Source organism: Galliscardovia ingluviei (genome assembly GCF_014635685.1).
In the GTDB taxonomy this organism is placed as follows: domain Bacteria; phylum Actinomycetota; class Actinomycetes; order Actinomycetales; family Bifidobacteriaceae; genus Galliscardovia; species Galliscardovia ingluviei.
This window is the reverse complement of record NZ_BMDH01000002.1, coordinates 1-18,605: the sequence shown is the minus strand read 5'-3', so window position 1 is coordinate 18,605 and position 18,605 is coordinate 1. Positions and strand designations below refer to the sequence as shown.

The following is an 18,605-nucleotide window of genomic DNA, read 5'->3' as shown; positions in this document are numbered from 1 at the left end:
ATAGGCAGCTCCTTGACTAGACAATAAATTTCAGCAATACGCAAATAAAGAAGCATTGCATAGCACTGATACACAGCTCACACTGCACTCATAAACATCGCAGATTGTGCTAATACGAGCAACACGAGACTTACTGAGCATTACGCAGCATGGCTTAACGAATTAACCTTTGAGACACCATAGTAGAAGCACTAAACAAATACATTCATCACATGGGCTAATCAAACCACTGGTCATCAATATCAAAATTGATGCGTTCACGCATCCACATGCGTTCTGCAGGATTGATATCCATATGATCTAAATACTTACGATATAGCGGATACAGTGTGTGTAAAGCAGGATACGCTGCAATAAGCACATGCTCGCTTTTGCGCTTACGGCGATGATCAGGATGCGCCTTAAAAGTATGCTTAAAGCGCTTCATATATGCGATAAATGAGGAAAATGAAGTATCCATACGACGTGCCGAAATACTACAAACCATATGCTTGCTATACACAGTAGCTAAATCGGCAGAAAGGAGATGCAGGGAAAGATCAATATCCTCGTGCATGATATCTGCTTCATCGCGACATACTGATGTGCGAATTTGCTGCCATGCTGTAGCACGAATAGCCATATTTGAGCCAAAAAGCAGCACTTCATTATGCTCAGCGCGGAATGTGTGGCGTCGAACAGAGTCATCAGACCGCAAACTGAACTGCTTGGCAGGCATATCGTAATACGTCACAGGGCCAGTAGCGCCCATAGCCTGTGGATTATGTTCAAAAAGAGCACTCACTTGCTCAACCCAATCAGGGCGGAGCATACAATCTGCATCAAAACGACCCAGCACATCCCCAGTTGCATGGTCGAATCCAAAATTACGCGTAGGTACAAGCCCTTGCTCCGCATTTTGGTGTAGCAGGCGCACAGGAGCGTCAGGATATTGCTCCATAACTCGCTCAACTTCCTGCACTGTATTGTCAGTAGATTTATTGTCTACTACAAGAATTTCGTGTGCAGGAACAGTCTGAATAATCGCGTTGCGCAAACAATCAGCAATGCGCTCTTGCTCATTGTATGCAGGAATAATCAGTGATACTCGTAGCACAATACACCACTGTACGTGAGGGCGTAGTCTTGCACCAGCATAGCGAATGCTCTTGTAATAGACATGTGTATGTCAGTGTGATTGACGATAATTATGCCTATGAGTGCACGAGAACATGGGCATACGATGCAAGGGCAACAGCAAGAGCATAATCAAGAACAGCTTGGTCAAGAACAGCTTGATCAAAAACAGCAAACTACCTCTTATCAGCAGGAAAGCTCTTATCAACAGGAAAATTCTGACCGCTTCGATCTAGGAGCGCTATTCCCTGGAAAAGGTGACCCAAGGCGACCGCCAGAATGGTTTAGTCGAGCACTGCTATACACTGCGATCGGCATAGTAGTATTTGTATTTGTATGGAATGCGTGGTCAAGTATTGACAGCATCGTGCTCTATATTATTATCTCGCTTTTTATTGCCCTTGCAGTTGAGCCGATTGTGCGCTGGCTTGTAGCCCATGGCTGGAAACGAGGGGCAGCATCAGCAGTAGCATTAACTGGTTTGCTGGTCGCAATTATTGGCTTGCTGGTGTTATTTGGTTCAATGTTTGTGCAGCAGCTTGTAGCAATGGTTCGTTCTGTACCAGACACCTATAACCAGATTGTAGATGCGATTGAGCATCAGACCGGCTGGAAAATACCAGATATACAAGCAATTAGTAATGAAATTTTCAGCAGTATCAAAACGGACACCGTCACACATTTTGCAGATCAGGCCTTAAGCACTACGGCATCTTTCTTTTCTGCATTGCTTGGCATTATGACTGTAATGCTGGTTACCTACTATATTTCTGCAGCATTGCCTGCTATGCGACGCAGTATGTGTCAGTGGATTGCTCCACGCTCGCAGGAACGATTCCTTGTGGTATGGACAGTTGTTCAAGATCAGATTTCTAACTTCCTGTATTCGCGTATTATTTTGGCAGCTATTTCAAGTGTATGTATGTCACTGTTTTTGATGTATTTACAAGTGCCATACTGGTTGCCACTTTCTATTTTCTGCGGATTGGTCTCCCAGTTTGTGCCAACAGTTGGTACATATATTGGCGGAGCGCTTCCAGTATTGTCAGCATTGGGCACTAATGGCTTTATGAAAGCATTGTTTGTGCTGATATACATTATTATTTACCAGCAGATTGAAAATTTGTTGCTTTCTCCGGCAATTTCCAAGCACACTATGGATCTCAATCCTGCAATTGCATTTATTTCTGTGCTTGCCCTTGGCGCTATTTTTGGAGCTTTAGGAGCTTTCCTCGCTTTGCCGCTTACTGCAAGTTTCCAAGCAGTATTCAAGGCATATACTCGCCGCTATGAGCTTATTGATTCGCCATTACTTACTGATCCAAAGCCAGTGAAGAAGTCCAAGGTAATTCAGGGTGTAGAGAGTATCTCTGAACAAGTGACTAAAGTGGCTGACCGTTTGCCGCGTGCTGCTAAGGGGTCTTCTGCGCGAGTGCGTTTTGATGAGGGTCGTGTCGATGAAGAGTTAGTGTATTTGCACCAGCAGCTTGATCAGATTTCTCGCCAATCCAAAGTGCCTTTTGCACGTCAGCAAGATTTAGATGATTCACAAACTGTTGCAATTTCTCGTGAAGAGTTTAAGAAAAACAACAAGCATTCAACTGAATCAACACAAGGTCGTGGCGCACGGGGAGCGTGGAAATAATGGCATTACTGTCAATTATTGACTTTCTTATTTTTATTATCGGTGCAGTTGGTTTGCTCTATCAGCTGGTGTGTATTGTGATGGGACTGTTTACTCCGGTAAAAAAATTTCCACAAGCACCATGTGATAAGCGCTATGCTGTGCTTATTTCTGCGCGTAATGAACAGGCAGTTATTGGTAATTTAATTGATTGCATTTGGGGTCAGACATATCCTAAAGAGCTTATTGATATTTGGATTGTAGCTGATAACTGCACGGATGATACTGCACAACTGGCACGAGATAAAGGCTGCCATGTAGTTGAGCGTTTTGATCAGACGCAGATTGGCAAAGGATTCGCGTTAACTTTTTTGCTTAACACCATGATCGACCGTGGGGTTGCAAAACAGTATGATGCATTCTTTGTTTTTGATGCCGATAATTTGCTGGATAAAGACTACTTTATGCAGATGAATAATGGCTTCCATGCAGGCTACCCAATTTTGACCAGCTATCGTAATTCTGTGAATTTTGATGAGAATTGGGTATCTTCCGGTTCTGCGCTGTGGTTTGTGCGTGAATCACGATTCTTAAACAATTCGCGTATGGCAATTGGCACGAACTGCCATGTGGGTGGTACAGGATTTATGTTCTCTCGCGAAATTATGGAACGTAATGAGGGTTGGAAATTCCATTTACTCACCGAAGATTTGGAATTTACACTGGACTCTATTTTGCATGGAGACAAAATTGGCTATTGTGGCACAGCAATTTTGTATGATGAGCAGCCAGTGACATTTAGACAAAGCTGGAGACAGCGTCTGCGTTGGAGTCGTGGTTTTTTACAAGTATTCCGCTACTACGGTCCTGCAATGATTCGTCGTGCTATTACTGAGCGTGATTTTTCGTGTATTGATTTAGCATTGCTGATTTGCCCATTTACATTACTCACGGGTATCCGCCTGGTATTAGGTGCGCTCTTTGCTTTACTGGGATTCGTCTCGTGGCAATCGCAGTTCGCATCGCTGTATAGTGGTGTCTCCTCTGGACTGCTTGCAGTGCTAGCGTTGATGGGACTAGCCGCGCTAACTTGCATTGCAGAACGTGATCGTATTGATGCTACGAATTTGGAATTAGTGGCATATTGTTTGAGTTTCCCGATTTACTTGATTAGTTATATTCCTATTTCTTTCCAAGCAATGTTCTCTCAGCCAGGCTGGAAGCCGATCGAGCATAAAGGCAAGGCAAAAAGTGCCGCATAATGCTACGTGTATGTGAGATAGTTCACTTATGTTGAGATGTGCCTGTACTGTGTATAGCAGTACAGGCACTACAGTAAGGGACGAATATGCAAGAAACCTTGGCAGTAGCATTGCAAGGCTTAGTGAAACGATTTGGTACAAAAGTTGCTGTTAATAATGTGCATCTCGAAATTCCTCAAGGCACGTGTTATGGCTTAGTTGGACCTAATGGTGCTGGTAAAACAACGACGCTTTCCATGCTCACCGGTATGCTGCGCCCAGATATGGGTAATGCTTATGTGTTTGGGCAGGATGTGTGGAGTGATACAGCTGCTGCCAAAAGACAACTCGGCATAATGCCGGAAGCCGACCAGCTATTTAATAGGCTTACAGGTCTACAATTACTGGTTTATTCTGGAATGCTGCGCGGCATGAAGCGTGATGTTGCTACAGAGAGAGCACATGATTTATTGCAAGCTTTTGATTTACAGGGTGATGCTTCAAAACTCGTTGTGGATTATTCAGCAGGTATGACGAAGAAAATCGCATTGGCAACAGCCATGATTCACGCTCCAAAAATTTTGGTGCTTGATGAACCTTTTGAATCCGTAGACCCTGTGTCAAGTGCAAATATTCGAGATATTTTGCAAACCTATGTGCGCGCAGGGGGCACAGTTATTGTGTCCTCGCATGTGATGGGACTTGTGGAAAAAATTTGCACACACGTGGCAGTCATAGCACATGGACAAGTACTTGCATCCGGCACCGTTGCTCAAGTGGCTGACGGTATGGATTTGGAGGAGCGCTTCTTCTCGCTGGTTGGCGGCAGACATGAAAGTCAAGGTTTTGCTTGGCTTGGCGGGGTAGGCGAGCAGCCAGTACAAGATGAAGCAGCTCAAGATGAGTCTGGTTTTGAGAGTACACAAAACGTGCCTGCTCAAAACGCAGTACAGCAGTAAGAGGTGTAGTATGACTTCCACACAGCCTCAAAAACTTCCAATTGGTACAACGCACCTCGATACCAGCTTGGGCACAACTATCCGAACCTTTATCGCACTACGTTGGGCATTAACGCGCGCTAATATGCGTGCTAGTGCTTGGGTTATTGTCAGCCTGGTAATCGGCGCAATTATGCAAATTGGCATGATGATTGGCTGCTATTTCTTTGCTGAAGCTCTACCATCGTTGAGCCTGCACTTGCTTGGATTAGAAACTACCACCGATGTAACACTCACTCAACATGGTGCGCTACGCATTGCCAGCGCACAAGCGTGGGGATTGGAACTTGCCCTTATCGCAACAATTGTTGCACTGATTATTCTGCTGTTCCAGCTCATGTTTTCCGGTAATGGATCTACCTTGAATGTCGAGCAACTATCACTCTTTGGCATCGATGATACGCGTATGCAAATTGGTGTGTTTGCGGCAATGCTTACAGGTTTCCCAAGTATTATTGGAGCTGCTGATCTGCTGATTGTTAGTAGTGCCTGGCGCTGGTATGGCATCGGCATTATGATTGTCGCCTTTGTATGTGCCTTGCTTACGCTGATTGTGTGGGTGGCGCTATGCAGCATGATTGTAGCGCTAGTTGCTACGTTTATTCGCTCAACGAAAAGCAAAACAGTCTATTATCTAGTAGTACTCGGTTTGTTCATTTGCATTGCCCAATTACCTAATATTCTTATGAGTTTCTCAGGAGCATACCAGTCAGATGTAGCTGATACAGCTGATACGGCAATGCTTTCCTCAATGCTGGTAACTAGCGCTTTCAGCACTGCTTCCCAGATTTGCTCATGGTTACCTTTTGGAGCTGCTATGAGTATTCCTGCTCATGTGGTAGCAGGCGAGTTTGGCATTGTCATACTGAAACTGGCAATATCATGTGCCGCGGTTGCGCTTGCACTTTGGGTAATGATGTGGTGCATGCGGTATACCAGATTGCACGCACAAGGAGCTCAGGCATCCACTGGCGCTCGCGGTCTTGGTATTTTTGCTCGCGTGCCAGATAATGCCATCGGTGCTGTAATTGCCCGTGGTGCAGTGTATTGGCGTCGCGACCCTCGGCTAATGCTGAATTTCCTAATGCCTGTGGTGTTTTTGGTTATTATGGGCGCACAAGCTTATAGTACCGGTCAAATGATGATTATGTGGATGGCGCCAATATTAGTTGCCTGGTTTATGTCCATGATGGAGTCCAATAATGTTGCGCTCGACGGCACACCATTTATTTTCCAAAGTTTAAGTGCTGTTCCGGCATATAAAGACAGACTAGGCAGAGCAATTGTTAATGCGGTAATTTCTGGACTTGCAGTATTGGTGTGCTGCGGTGTGGCATTTGTAGTTTCCCGTGCTTGGGAAAATGCGTTTTCGGCGCAGCTTGCTGGAGTATTTACCTGCGTAGCTTTAAGTTTTGTGCTGGCAAATGCTGGTATTGCACAAATGCTTGCAGTATTGCTGCCGTATCCAACTGCCTCTATTGATAAACCATTTGCTTCACGCCAAGGTCGTATTGGTGCGCAAATGCTGTTTCCATTTATTTCAATGCTCGTTACCATAGTAGTTGCTGCGCCAACGGCTGCAATCAGTGTGGCAGTGTTGACTCAAGGTTGGTCTCTTTGGATTATAGGCGTAACTGCGATAGTATCCGGTGTACTCTTCAGCGCACTTGGTGTATGGCTTGCAGCAATCATTATGCGTGCTCGTGAGCTACAGCTGGTGCAAGCTGTGACGAATTTTGCATCTATGCGATGATGTTTGACAGCTGTTGAATGTTGTCCGAAATATTGGTTCATATGTGCCCTGCATGTACTTCGTGTGGGGCACATAGTAGTTGGGGTACGACCGTCTATAGTCAATATAGTTTGTAAACTGAATGTGGTTTACAGCCTGGGATGGTGTAGGAAACGGCAGGAGCACGTATGGCATTGCGTAATACACATAAAACCATACTCCGTATTGGTATCAGTGTTACGGTTGCTCTGGCATTATCTATAACGTATGTGTTAGCGGATTTGTCAGGAGTATTGCCCGCGTCTATGCATGTACTGCAATGGCAAAGCGCCCGTCGTATTACTTTAGATCCTGCACGACAAATTATGCGTACTGACACATTGATTACGCCAAATTCACATGTTGCGCTTGATGCTACGAGTGCGCAACAACTGGTAGACGCACTCGTATCGAGCCAGGGTGTGGGTCGGGAGCTTTCTATCGCAGTGGCAGATGATCAAGGTCATATTGTGGCAGAACACGATGTGGATACTGTCCGTGAGCCTGCGTCTACTGCGAAAACGCTGACGGCATTTGCAGCCAGTCAGGTTTTGGATATGAGCGATACGCTTGATACTACGCTGTGGCTTGAAGGAGGTGCTTCATCACCGCAACATCTTACGCAGCCAGTACATGTTGTGCTTACGGGGCAGGGCGATATGCTGCTTGGAGCAGGACAATCCGACCCAGATCATATCAATGGTCGGGCTGGTATTGCTACGTTAGTAAACCAAGCTGTACAACAATTGCAACAACTAGGCATTAGCCAGATCCAACTGCAATATGACGACTCATTATTTGGTACAGAGCGGTTGCCGCAGGGAGTTGCCAGTATGGAAGATGGTTTGCTCTATGCGGCGCCGCTGTCATCTATGGCTATTGATGAAGGCAGGAACTGGCAAGGTTTAGCAAAACCAGCTAACCCAGACGAAGTAGGGGCATATGCACCGAGCACTGCTAATAGCGCATTGCAAGTTGCTCAAGCAGTTGCCAATCAGTTTGCTGCAGCTGGTATTACTGTAGTAGATACAGTGCAATCTACAAGTGAGCCATTTGATGCCAATGCCAGTGCATCCAGCGCTATGAGTGTGGTACGCTCAGCACCATTGCGAGAAATATTGCAATTTACGCTACAAAATTCTGATAATACACTTGCACAATTATTTGCTAGATTAACTGCTTTAGCTACGCATTCGGGCAATAGCATTGCTAGTGATATTACAGCAGTAACCACACAGTTGAGCCAAGCAGGGATAAATACACGGGGGCTGCATTTAGCTGACTGTTCTGGTCTTTCCGCAGGTTCTACGCTTACAGCTCGCACACTTATTGATATTGAGCAGCGAAGCACACAGACAGGGCCGGCACAAGTAGTAGCTCGCTCACTTGCTGTTTCAGGGTTAAGCGGCACAGCCTTGCATCGTAGTTTTTCAAGCAGTGTTGCAGGACAGATTCATTTGAAAACCGGTACATTGGGGAATGTAACTTCGATGACCGGTAATGTATTGCGCACGCATGGTGGTACACTCACATTTGCTGTGTTGGTCAACAATCCAGAAAACATGTGGGAAGCAATGCAAGCAGTTGATACGTTTGTTGGTGCGCTTGCACAGTTGTAGTACAGTACATAACGTGCTCTAGCGTGCATGACGTATTTCACTTAATACACGTGTGCAAGCTGGGTATGCGAAGCTGATTCGAGAGGTAACAATGGGCTACAGTGCAGACATGAAAGCCGCTATTGGCGCTACTCGTCATGTACTCACCACACTAGGGCTTGATGGGTTTGCGTCAAAAGAGCATGGAGAACACGTGCCAGACCTTGATGCTCCGCTCGTGATGGTGGCATGCTCAGGTGGGCGTGATTCGCTTGCACTTTCCTATGTTGCCAGCAAAGTATGTGCAATGATGGGGTTGCGCTGTGGGGCAATAATTATTGATCATGGGCTGATTGCTGGATCAGATACTGTAGCTGAACATGCTGCGCAAACGTGTACCGAATTTGGTATGAATCCAGTTATTACTCAGCGTGTACAAGTGGGTAATACCGGTGCCGGAACAGAAGCAGATGCCCGTTTCGCACGCTATCAGGCCTTATGGCATATTGCGCGAGAACACAACTGCAAAGTGGTATTGATGGCACATACCAAAGATGACCAAGCAGAAACAGTAATGATGGGTGTGCTGCGCACCGTTGGTTTAGATGCATTACTTGGTATGCCACAATACAACGACCGCGGAGGAATCGTATTTGCTAGACCTTTGCTGGAATTAACACGGGAACAAACCACACAAATTTGTAAAGAACAGCAAATCGAATGGTGGGATGATCCAACTAATGGTGAGCAAGCTGATGAAGGCGGTTTATCTACCGATTTGCCATTGCGCTCGCGTATCCGCGTAGCATTACTGCCATATTTGAATCATTTTGTTCATGCGGATATGGTTGAACATTTATCGCGGTCAAGTGTCTTGGCGCAACGCGATTACGAGTATTTACAGCAACAGGCGCAGCAACTGACTGAACAGCTTTTGGTTACTGGAGATTCTGCTCGAGCGAAATGGCAGCAAGAGGGCACAGTGGCAGTTCTTGATGCTAAAGCGTTAGAACAAGAACACCCAGCGATGAGTATGCGTGTTATTGTAAATATGCTCCATGCGTGCAATATTCCAGCGACTTCAAAACAAATTGAGGCTATTGGGCAGTTGCTCACAAATTGGCATGGTCAAGGCGATGTGTGGATTAACCAGCATACGGTAGTAGGCAGGCAAGGTCATCCAAGTTTATTAGTGGTGGTGCAGCAGTAGATTAGCGTTGCAATTGTTTGACTATTTAGCGTCGCAATTGTTTGACTATACTGAGCAGCGCTCGACTGCGATTTACGTTTGTATACGTGTATCTGGTAAGAACTTCTTTACGTTAAGCAAGCACATATGAAAGTGCTGTGTTTTTCCATGTGTTTGTGCCGTGTGCGTCTGCAAGTTGTGCCATGATTGAGTGCATGCAGATTGCCGATATTAGCCAAGATATAAGTGAAGTATTACTTACTCACGAGCAAATTCAAGCTAAAATTCAAGAAGTTGCTGATCAAGTATCCATTGACTATAAAGATAAGGAACCATTGCTGATTGCTGTGTTAAAAGGCGCAGTCAATACAATGGCAGCTTTTTCACAAGCATTATCTATTCATGCCAATATAGATTTTATGAGCCTGTCATCATATGGCTCTGGCACTTCAAGTAGCGGAACGATTACTGTACGCTCCGATTTAACCACTGATGTTCGTGGGCGGCATGTGCTTATTGTTGAAGATATTATTGATTCAGGCATCACACTTGACTGGTTGGTGAAGGAATTGCGTGCGCGAGGTGCGGCTTCGGTGGAGATTTTTGCGCTTCTTGAAAAGCCAGCACGCCATGAAGTCAAAGTTGATGTAAAGTATCAGGGATTCGTCATTCCAGATAAGTTTGTGGTTGGCTTTGGCCTTGACTACGACGAACGATATCGCAATCTTGACTCAATTGCGGTATTAGATCCGAAAGTCTACCAAGGAGAGCAGGAAGCATGAGCAATCCTGGCAACGATAACGGAAATCCATTCTTGCACCCAGGTGGGCGAGATAACCGAAATCGTAGTAATAAGCGTGATAACACGCCAAATAACGCTAATAATAGAAAACCGTCAGACAATAAACGCAGTGTATGGAAGCAACCATGGCTGTGGATTATTTTGCTGATGCTGCTGGCATTCGGCACTATGCAATTCGTGCAAATGACAGGCACGCAAACTATTAACACTCAAGATGGTTTGCAACTGCTTGCTGACGGTAAAGCAAAATCTGCTGAAATCACCGAAAATAAGCAAAGCGTTACCTTAAAGCTCGAAAACGATTTTGTGCGCAAAGATCCAGATACTGGGCGTGAGCGTAATTACGGCAAGAATGTGCAATTCTATTATGTATTTGCACAAGGCGGGCAGATCTCGGAAGCTGTGCAAAAGGCAAACTTGCCAAATGGGTGGACAAGTACCGTGCCACAGACCAGTATGCTCACGTATTTGCTGAGCTCGCTGCTACCAATGATTATTATGGTAGCGCTTTTCTGGTGGCTATTAAGCCGTATGCAAGGTGCTGCCGGTGGTATGTTTGGTCTGGGTGGCAAGAAGAATTCCGGCAAACTTGCCGGTGGAGAGACTCCAGATACCAAGTTTGCAGATGTTGCTGGTGAAGAAGCAGCAGTTCAGGAAGTTGAAGAAATTAAAGACTTCTTGAAGGATCCTTCAAAGTATCGTGCACTTGGCGCTCGTATTCCACGCGGTGTGCTGCTTTACGGCCCTCCGGGTACTGGTAAGACATTGCTGGCTCGTGCAATTGCAGGTGAAGCTGGTGTGCCATTCTATTCCATGGCTGGCTCGGACTTTGTGGAAATGTTTGTGGGTCTTGGCGCTTCGCGTGTACGTGATTTGTTTGATGAAGCCAAGAAGAATGCTCCCGCAATCATCTTTATCGATGAGATTGATGCGGTTGGTCGTCGCCGTGGCTCTGGTATGGGTGGCGGTCATGATGAACGCGAGCAGACGTTGAATCAGCTGCTGGTAGAGATGGATGGCTTTAATAACGATACGAATCTGATTATTATTGCCGCCACTAACCGTCCTGATGTACTTGATCCGGCATTGCTGCGTCCTGGTCGTTTTGACCGTCAAGTGGCTGTAGAAGCCCCAGATTTGGAAGGCCGCGAAGCAATTTTGAAGGTACACGCAAAAGGCAAGCCATTTGTGCCCGATGTTGACTTGCATATGGTTGCTGTGCGCACTCCAGGATTCACAGGTGCTGACTTGGCTAATGTGCTTAACGAAGCTGCATTGCTGTGCGCTCGTGCAGGTGCGCAATTGATTGATAACCGTGCTATCGATGAAGCAATTGACCGCGTAATGTCAGGTCCTCGTCGTCGTTCTAAGGGTATGGCATTAGAAGAGTTGCGCAATACGGCATACCATGAGGGCGGCCATGCTCTGGTAGCCGCTGCATTGCATAATACCGATCCAGTAACAAAAGTTACTATTTTGCCTCGTGGTCGTGCTTTAGGCTACACGGCAGTAATGCCAACAGGCGATCGCTATTCACAGTCTCGCAACGAGCTACTCGACCAGATGGCATATGCTATGGGCGGTCGTGCAGCAGAAGAAATTGTCTTCCATGATCCGACCACAGGCGCTTCAAATGATATTGAAAAAGCAACCAATATTGCGCGTAAGATGGTTGTGGAATTTGGTTTCTCCTCACAACTTGGTGCTATTAAGTGGGCGGATGATGACGATCAGACCACGGTGATGGATGGTTTGCAGCCTCGCAAGTACTCTGATCGCACCGCACAAACCATTGATGATGAAGTGCTGGCATTAGTGGAAACTGCGCATACTGAGGCATGGCGTATTATCAATGAGAATCGTGATATTCTCGATGAGCTGGTACGTCAATTGCTGGTCAAAGAGACGCTGAATGAGAAAGAGTTGGCTGCTATTTTTGCTCCAATTCGCAAAGCGCCAAAGCGCCAGCTATGGCTATCTGATGATGCTCGCCCTGACTCTGATATTCCTCCTGTGCCAATTCCAGCACAGTTAGCTCAGCGTATGGGTCAGCAGGTTCCAGCGCAGCCAAGTAATGCGCCTCAAAATCAAGACGTGCCAGCCGACGGTGCTACACAGCCACAGCAGTTGCAACAACCACCATTTGGCAATGCACAACCTAGTAATGTTGTGCCACCGCAGATGCCACAATCTGGCGACACACCACAAGGCAATCCACAACAACCACCATTTGGAGTACGTTGATGAGCGATCACGAACAGGAACAGCTGACAAGTGAACACAGCCAAGTATCGTCCTTTGATGAAGAGGGCGTGCGTCAAGCTGTGCGCTTATACCTTAAGTCAATTGGCGAAGATCCTGATCGTGAGGGATTGCTTGATACGCCAGATCGCATAGCTCGTGCATCGCGTGAAATATTTGCTGGATTGCATCAACAGCCAGAAGATGTTTTGCAAGCTCGATTCAAGGTTGATACTGAAGAATTGGTATTAGTACGTGATATTGAGCTGTATTCGGTGTGTGAACATCATTTGTTACCATTCCATGGTGTTGCTCATGTTGGCTATGTGCCAAGCCATGGCACAGTAACAGGGCTAAGCAAGCTGGCTAGACTGGTTGATGTGTATGCAAAGCGCCCCCAAGTACAAGAACGCTTAACCAAGCAGGTTGCTGATGCGCTTATGGATGTGGTTGGTGCTCGCGGTGTTATTGTGGTAACGGAGTGTGAGCATCTGTGCATGTCTATGCGTGGTGTGAGTAAGACGCAAGCCAAAACAGTTACTTCTGCTGTGCGAGGGATTATGAAAGATCCAGCGTTGAGAAGTGAAGCAATGAGCCTTATTTTGCAGCATTAGCGCTAGGCACAGCTTGCTCAGAGTACAGTAGTGATACACGCAGTATTGATTATTCCGCCCAAATTCATCATGAGTTTGGGCGGTTTTGTATACCTGTGATGCGCAGGGTGTTTGTGGACGAGTAGCAGAAGCAAAGTTCAACATATGATATGGTCGAAAAGCCTATAGGGTAGTGTTGGCAAATGGGAGGGAATATCATGGCGCTTTCGCTTGAACAGCTGATGAATCCACAGCAAACGTTGGTTATGGGAGTACTGAACATTACCCAAGACTCATTCTCCGATGGCGGGCTGTGGTTGGATCCAGACAAAGCCATTGAACACGCACAGGATATGATTGCTGCTGGCGCCGATATTATTGATATTGGTGCGGAATCTACGCGACCAGGTGCAATACGAGTTGATGAGCAGGAAGAATTACAGCGCGTAGTGCGTGCTGTGAAACCGCTTGCCGAGCAAGGAGCCATTATCAGCGTAGATACTACACGAGCAAGTGTGGCACAGGCTGCTCTTGATGCTGGAGCAAGTATTATTAATGACGTCTCAGGAGGGCTTTTAGATCCGCAAATTGCTCATGTTGTGGCGCAATACGAATGCGTGTATATTCTTCAACATTGGCGTGGTTGGTTACAAGGTGGTACAAGTCGCGTGCCTGATGCAGATACTGCGCATTATGAGCATGGTGTGCTTGCAGATGTGATGGGTGAATTACGCGAACAGATTGATGCTGTATGTGAGGCAGGCGTTGATTCTGACCATATTGTAATTGACCCGGGCTTAGGCTTTTCCAAGCCAACAATTGACCTGAACATGCCTTTAATGACGGGCTTACATAATTTACAGACATTAGGTTTCCCCGTGCTTATTGGTGCATCGAGAAAGCGTTTTACTGCAGCACTTGCTGGTAAATGTGGATTTGAAGCAACGAATGAGCAGCGCGATTATGTGACGGCAACACTTTCTGCGCTCTGCTCACTCCATGGTGCATGGGCAGTGCGTGTACATAATGTGGCAGCGAGTAAACTTGCTATCGCAACTGTACAAGCATGGAAGCAGTATCAGAATAATTAGGTAGATGCTGAGATAGATACTGTAGTGTCTGAGATGTGTAGCGAATTATCATACCGAGCAATTGCAAAGAGCAGAGTGCGTTAAGGAGTGTGTATGGATAGTATCCAATTAACGGGGATTAGAGCCGAAGGAACTCACGGCGTACTTGAAGATGAGCACAGCACTGCGCAGCCATTCGTTGTCGATGTTGTGATGCAGGTTGATACACGGCTTGCAGCAACAACCGATAATATTACGGATACCGTGGATTACGGGCAGATAGCTAATCGTATTGTTCACATTATTGAGGGTGAGCATGTTGATCTGATTGAAACGCTAGCTCAACGTATTGCGAATGCTATTTTGCAATCACACGCAGTGCAGCAGGTCACCGTTACCGTACATAAACCGCAGGCTCCTATTACTGTGCCGTTTGATGATGTGAGTGTGACGATTACTCGGGCACAAGAAATTGAGTCTTGGCTATTGTCGGGGCAAACTGAGCCAAGTATTGCTTCAAAAGTAAGCTCGTTAGCTCATGAACAGCAAAATGCAACATTGCAAAGCACACAACGTAGCTTAAGTGAGCATATCTCGCACACTGCGCATGCTGAGCATACTGAGCGCGCCGAGTATGGCAATGAGCGTAATGCTGAACCAAGTATGCATCATGCTGTTATTGCATTAGGCGGCAATATTGGCAATGTGGAACAAACACTGCGTAGCGCAATTGTCTCTATTGACTCTATACCGGGCAATCAGATTAGTGGTATTTCACCGCTGTACCGCACTCAACCTTGGGGCATGCCTGACGGTACGCCGGAGTTTTATAATGCAGTAGTACAGCTTGATACCATGCTTGACGCGCGTACTTTGCTACACACCTTACAAACTATTGAAGCCACATTTGGTAGAAGACGCGATAAGCACTGGTCAAATCGCACTTTGGATCTCGATATAATCGACTTTGACCATACTACAAACAGTGACCCTATGCTTTCGTTGCCGCATCCAAGAGCTTGGCAGCGGGCATTTGTGTTGGCTCCTTGGCTAGCGCTAGACCCAGATGCCCAACTGGTTGGTGCTCACAGTGGAGCAGTTGCAGAACTATTACCGAATACTCCTGATGCTCATGCTGTTACACTGGTGTCTCAGAGTTGGATTTTGGGGGATAGTGCGCATATCGACTAATTGTGTAGCAATGACATACGTATTTCAAGTACAGTAAGAGGAGATTGCAGTACACAAGCATGGCGGTAAGCATAGGGAGCATAGGCGAATGAAAGCACAATACACAGCATGGTGGCATATTGTTGTCGCTATTATTATCGGCGGCACTTTTGGTGTAAGCGTGGCATCACTGGTTGAACGCAGTGCGTTCTCTATGCTAGGAGCCCCATGGTTTGTCGATGTTGTGCTAGTGTGCTTGGGTGTTGTAGTTTTAGTGCTTTCTTGGCAAGTTAAGCAGTATGTTGATGGGAAACGCCCATATATTGATGCCAATCGCGCTGTGCTCACACTGGTGCTTGCTAAGGCATTGACACTTGGTGCAAGTATATTAGTTGGCTGGTATGCAGGGCAATTACTTATTTGTATACCGCATTGGGAAATTGAGTATTTCCATGAAGTTGGTATACAGTGCGCTATTGCTGCAGTAGTGTGTGTGCTTGATATTATTGCTGGATATGTGGGGCAGCATTGGTGCACACTTCCTCCCAATAAAGGACCGGAGCATCCGCAAATTAAAGCTCAGCGTAAGATGATGCGTTCTGCAGTCACGGAAATGCAGCAGCGCGAACAAAAGACAATATAAAAGAAAACTAAGTAAAAACCACCATTGTATGAAAATGTGTGCCACAATAGAGGTATGACTAACTTTATTTGTGAGCCTTTAGATGACGGTACTTCTATTGCATTATGGGTTCAGCATGCCCCATCTGCACGAAATACCACGGAGGAAGATTTTACCTGTGTGCGCGTGTATGGTTCGCGCGATCAATACCCACTGACACCAGATCGGTATGTAAAGAATCGTCCTAATCTCTTCCTCGATATTGTAGATTTGCTTGATGGCAATAGTATAGAAACCGATGTGGGGCAATCGAGTGCCAATGTCGAATATCCTGCGGCAGAAGCCGATGAGCAAACTCAAACCTCAGATAGTGAGCATACGTCTGACAGTACATCTAATAGTAACAGTATTAGTAAGGCGGTGCGCACTCGAGGTGACTTTACACGGACTATCACAGTCAAAGCGCTGTGCCAAAAAGCTGCCCATAGTGCTGCTGATGGTTCTGGCAATGCACGCCGTTTCAAGGATGCACGCGGACTTTGGCAGCGTGTTAATGAGCATACGTTGGTTCGTGCTTTGAAAGTTGATGATGAACCAATTATTGATGTGAGAAAAACTCATAATTGGAAGCGTAATCAACCATACAAAACGCATAGTGCAAACCCCGTGGCATGGTATGTGTCACAAGTGTATTCGAGATCTAATATTCAAAAAAATCCAATTCAGATATATGCTGGACTGCATGGCATTTTTGCTGCTACAACATCACCAGATGTCAACAGCGAGCAGGCGGATATTGCGCGATCACTGCGTGAGCAATGGGATAATAATGCTCTTATGCCAACATACCAACAGATCGCTGAAATAGTAGCAGATTCCAATATGTTGGTATTTCATAATACACAAAGTTTAATTACGTGGATTCGTGAGCAAATGCGTGCCCAAGAAGTTGTGGCAGCTCCGACCCCGTGCGTCTTGCATATTGACCCTGAGTTTGCACAATCATGGATTGTAGGCGACTCGCAGCATGATAGTGCCTTGCAAGCACTGAATGTTGCGAAGTTGGATGATGAAACAGAATTGCGTGATGGACAAACGATGACCGTTGGTCATTATGCAAATGTGCTGGAGCAGTATATTAAGCAGAGATCGTAATACACTACGCGCAGAGAAATTATGAATACACCCGTGTCGGCTAGACGTGTACTAGTGCACGGGTGTAATGATTTTACTATTGCTTGTCAGTTTCAGGTTCTGGTACGCGAACCATAGCCTCCTGCGCCATGGCAGCAACTAAACGACCATCTGTAGTAAATACCTTGGCATGAGTAAGCCCTCTGCCGTGTGCTGCAACGGGAGTATCCTGCACATACAAATGCCACTGGCTCATATCAATATTCTCATACCACCACATGGAATGATCGATAGTTGCGTATGACATGCCTTTAGTCATAAAACTCAATCCTGCACGGCGTACTACAGGTTCCATCATGATCTGATCGCAACCCAATGCCAATAACGCACGGTGTACTACTTGTGGAGCATTAACAGCTCCATCAGCGCGCATCCACACCATTTGGTGACCGGTGTCATGTGCAGTTGCTGTAGCGTCAGAACCAAGCATAACCGTATTTTCTACATGTCGAATATCAAATGGAGACTGGTTTACGTAATAGTTTGCAAATGTTGAGTATTGCGCGTAAGGAGCCATTAAATCCTTAGCAGAAGGCAGGCTTTCGGGGTCAGGCACATTGTTTGGCATGGCATCAGCAAAAGTAATGCCTGGCTGTCCTTGCACTTGGAAGCTGGCAATGGCTGTTAAAATTGCGCCTTTATCTTGAGTAACATTGACGCGGCGTGCTGAAAATGAACGACCGTCGCGCAGTCGTTCAACATCAAAATGCACATCTTGGTGAATATCTCCAGCCGTAATAAAGTACCCGTGAATAGAATTTGGTAAGCGGTTAGTTTCTACGCTTGCTGCTGCGGCCATTACTGATTGTGCAATAACTTGTCCACCATATACTCGACCAGTCGGGAAATACAGACTTTCGCCAGTAAGATACGTGTGATCGTGCTTAATGGTTGGTTTGCTTAACTGCAGTACATCAATAACATGGTCAAGTGGGGAAGTAGCTTCTGATTTCATAAATTCTCCATATCAGTAACGAGCTGACGAAAACGTGTCCCAGACCGCATGTTTTAAGCGTCAATGCTGGTTATGACGTGTGCGCGTAAAGCATACTATTTCAGAACCTTATGGGTTAGCTCATGCGATGTTGTTAATGCTGTCATCATGGTAACGATTATATTTGGACAAGTGTGATGGGCATTTTTCAATGCATTGTTATGAACATATTGCATTACTATCCGAATGTACATGCATCACTTGATACAGTGTTTTAGAAATTTTTTAAAAAAAGTTTGTTTTAGCATTGCTGAGAGGTATTATCGTAATGAATGCATTTCCATATGTCGGATTCTGGAGGTTGTGGTGAGACGGCGTGGTCTCGCTGGCATGGTGTTGGGCATTGTGGCTTGTGCTGTGTTGGTTGTTGTTGTGGTTGTTG

General features: G+C 45.9%; 15 protein-coding genes. 13 read left to right on the top strand and 2 right to left on the bottom strand.

Annotated features, from left to right (window positions below):
• Window positions 1-217: 217 nt before the first annotated feature.
• Window positions 218-1,096: a glycosyltransferase family 2 protein gene (locus tag IEU85_RS04295; protein ID WP_188355032.1), complete on the bottom strand. Its 879-nt coding sequence runs from the start codon at window positions 1,094-1,096 to the stop codon at window positions 218-220.
• 99 nt (window positions 1,097-1,195) lie between these two features.
• Between IEU85_RS04295 and IEU85_RS04290 the strand changes: the two genes are divergently transcribed.
• The 13 genes from IEU85_RS04290 (at window position 1,196) to IEU85_RS04230 (ending at window position 17,190) form a co-directional block, all read left to right on the top strand.
• Window positions 1,196-2,761 (top strand): AI-2E family transporter, encoded by a 1,566-nt coding sequence (locus tag IEU85_RS04290; protein ID WP_229714752.1) that lies wholly within the window; start codon window positions 1,196-1,198, stop codon window positions 2,759-2,761.
• On the top strand, window positions 2,761-4,002 hold the full coding sequence (locus IEU85_RS04285) for a glycosyltransferase family 2 protein (RefSeq protein WP_188355031.1): 1,242 nt from the start codon (window positions 2,761-2,763) through the stop codon (window positions 4,000-4,002). Before IEU85_RS04290 ends, IEU85_RS04285 begins: the two co-directional genes overlap by 1 nt.
• Before the next feature lie 86 nt (window positions 4,003-4,088).
• Entirely contained in the window at window positions 4,089-4,940 is an 852-nt protein-coding gene (locus IEU85_RS04280) for an ABC transporter ATP-binding protein (protein WP_188355030.1), read from the top strand.
• A 10-nt stretch (window positions 4,941-4,950) separates the two neighbouring features.
• The gene (locus tag IEU85_RS04275) at window positions 4,951-6,732 is read left to right on the top strand and encodes a hypothetical protein (RefSeq protein ID WP_188355029.1); all 1,782 of its coding nucleotides are present in this window, start codon (window positions 4,951-4,953) and stop codon (window positions 6,730-6,732) included.
• A 167-nt stretch (window positions 6,733-6,899) separates the two neighbouring features.
• The gene (locus IEU85_RS04270) at window positions 6,900-8,369 is read left to right on the top strand and encodes a D-alanyl-D-alanine carboxypeptidase/D-alanyl-D-alanine-endopeptidase (protein ID WP_188355028.1); all 1,470 of its coding nucleotides are present in this window, start codon (window positions 6,900-6,902) and stop codon (window positions 8,367-8,369) included.
• A gap of 109 nt (window positions 8,370-8,478) precedes the next feature.
• A complete protein-coding gene (tilS, locus tag IEU85_RS04265; protein ID WP_188355027.1) occupies window positions 8,479-9,558 on the top strand; it encodes a tRNA lysidine(34) synthetase TilS in 1,080 nt (359 codons plus the stop codon).
• Between the two features lie 194 nt (window positions 9,559-9,752).
• Complete coding sequence (hpt, locus tag IEU85_RS04260) at window positions 9,753-10,319, top strand: hypoxanthine phosphoribosyltransferase (protein ID WP_188355322.1); 567 nt, start codon at window positions 9,753-9,755, stop codon at window positions 10,317-10,319.
• On the top strand, window positions 10,316-12,583 hold the full coding sequence (gene ftsH, locus IEU85_RS04255) for an ATP-dependent zinc metalloprotease FtsH (RefSeq protein ID WP_188355026.1): 2,268 nt from the start codon (window positions 10,316-10,318) through the stop codon (window positions 12,581-12,583). The genes hpt and ftsH overlap by 4 nt, the downstream gene beginning before the upstream one ends.
• Entirely contained in the window at window positions 12,583-13,194 is a 612-nt protein-coding gene (folE, locus tag IEU85_RS04250) for a GTP cyclohydrolase I FolE (RefSeq protein ID WP_188355025.1), read from the top strand. Before ftsH ends, folE begins: the two co-directional genes overlap by 1 nt.
• Before the next feature lie 182 nt (window positions 13,195-13,376).
• Entirely contained in the window at window positions 13,377-14,264 is an 888-nt protein-coding gene (folP, locus tag IEU85_RS04245; RefSeq protein ID WP_229714751.1) for a dihydropteroate synthase, read from the top strand.
• A 93-nt stretch (window positions 14,265-14,357) separates the two neighbouring features.
• On the top strand, window positions 14,358-15,434 hold the full coding sequence (gene folK / locus IEU85_RS04240; protein ID WP_188355024.1) for a 2-amino-4-hydroxy-6-hydroxymethyldihydropteridine diphosphokinase: 1,077 nt from the start codon (window positions 14,358-14,360) through the stop codon (window positions 15,432-15,434).
• 88 nt (window positions 15,435-15,522) lie between these two features.
• Complete coding sequence (locus IEU85_RS04235; RefSeq protein WP_188355023.1) at window positions 15,523-16,056, top strand: DUF3180 domain-containing protein; 534 nt, start codon at window positions 15,523-15,525, stop codon at window positions 16,054-16,056.
• Window positions 16,057-16,110: 54 nt separating this feature from the next.
• The gene (locus IEU85_RS04230) at window positions 16,111-17,190 is read left to right on the top strand and encodes a hypothetical protein (RefSeq protein WP_188355022.1); all 1,080 of its coding nucleotides are present in this window, start codon (window positions 16,111-16,113) and stop codon (window positions 17,188-17,190) included.
• Window positions 17,191-17,266: 76 nt separating this feature from the next.
• Here IEU85_RS04230 and IEU85_RS04225 read toward each other — a convergent pair whose 3' ends face one another.
• Window positions 17,267-18,184 carry an acyl-CoA thioesterase gene (locus IEU85_RS04225; protein ID WP_188355021.1) on the bottom strand — a complete coding sequence of 306 codons (918 nt, stop codon included), beginning with the start codon at window positions 18,182-18,184 and terminating at the stop codon, window positions 17,267-17,269.
• Window positions 18,185-18,605 lie beyond the last annotated feature (421 nt).